This is a genomic window from Streptomyces sp. NPDC005070 (assembly GCF_053600395.1).
Genome location: NZ_JBSFZS010000520.1, coordinates 1 through 1,371, shown reverse-complemented (window position 1 = coordinate 1,371; position 1,371 = coordinate 1). Strand labels below are relative to the sequence as shown.

Sequence of the window (1,371 nt, the reverse complement as noted above, 5' to 3'; positions counted from 1 at the left end):
GGAGCTGGAGGCGCTCCGGCGTGTACGGCGCCCACCAGCCGGAGGCTACGAGGTGCCCGTGGCGCAGGATCATCAGGCTGTGCGGTTCGATGGCGGGGTCGGCCTCGACGGCGTCGAGGAACGCGCTTATGCCCGAGGCGTCGACTCCCTGCTCGGCGGGCGGGCTCTGGGGCAACGGTCGGGCACTCATACGGACGGCCTCCGGGTGGCTCGGGCGACGCGACGGACTACGGACGGCAGGCGGCGGGCCGCGGACTGGACGCGGCGGGCGGACAGCGTTGTGTGCATCTGGCATCTTTCCCGGACGACTCCCCGGTGTCCACGTCCCGGCGGCTCCGGCGCCCCTCCTGTTCCAGCCATCGCGACAACTACCGTCAATGAAAGGTGAGTTGACACTGACGGCCCCTTCGGGCAGCTACCGCGACGAGGAGGCCGGACGGTGAACCGACCACGAACGGGGGCCTGAACTGTTCGTACGGACGCGCGACAACGACGCGTCCGGGTAAAAACACTCATCTCCAGCCCTCTCCCGTTGAACACTCTTCGTCACCTCCCGCGTACTTCTGGGAAAGGCGAGTGACCGGTACACGACGAGGGATGACGATGGCCAAGGCGCAAGACTCCTCGGGCGACCTGATCGCCGGGAGATACCGGCTGCTCGACGTCTTCCTGCGCGAGGAGGGCCGGGCCCTGTGGCACGGCGAGGACACCGCCTTCGGACGGCCCGTCGTCCTGACCTGGTCGCGTGCCGCCGGACACCGGGGCGAGAAGCCGCTGGAGCCCGCCGCCGACCGGATCCTGCGCACGGCCGAGATCCTCGGCCCGGCCTGTCACGGAGGAGTGGCCGCGGTCCTCGAGGTGGTCGAGGAGCCCGGCTTCGTGTGGACCGTCACGGAGCGGCCGCCGGGTGCCCCGCTGTCCGAGCTCCTCCTGCACGGTCCCGTCGACCATGTGCGGGCGGCCGGCATCGGGCTCGGCGTCCTCGACGTCCTCACCGCCGCGCACCACGAGGGAGTCACGCACGGCGAACTCGGCCCGAGCCAGGTGTGGTCCGACGAACACGGCAGGGTCACCGTGACCGGCTTCGGCATGACGGCCTCCGCCGATGCGACGCGCGTCACCGCTCCCTCGTACGCCTCTCCCGAGCAGGCCCGCGGCGAAGGCGGCGCACCCCCGGCCGACCTCTGGGCGCTGGGCGCGATGATGTACGCGCTGGTCGAGGGGCGGCCGGTCGTCCGGGACCGGGGCGAGGCGGAGGCCACGCTCCGGGCGGTGGAACGGCTGCCGGTCAGGGCCCCGCGCAGCGCGGTGCTGTGCGTATCCGCTGCGAGTTTGCCCCGCTCCTGGACAGTGCCATCAGTCAGACGGCTC

The 1,371-nt window shown here is 71.6% G+C and carries 1 protein-coding gene and 1 pseudogene; one reads left to right on the top strand and one right to left on the bottom strand.

The window, feature by feature from the left end; translation table 11 throughout:
• Positions 1-190, bottom strand: a pseudogene (locus ACWEBX_RS40785) (serine hydrolase); the annotation flags it as partial.
• A 413-nt stretch (positions 191-603) separates the two neighbouring features.
• On the opposite strand from ACWEBX_RS40785, the gene ACWEBX_RS40780 reads away from it, so the two are divergent.
• The coding region (locus ACWEBX_RS40780; RefSeq protein WP_451889731.1) for a protein kinase domain-containing protein at positions 604-1,371 on the top strand (768 nt) is incomplete at its 3' end.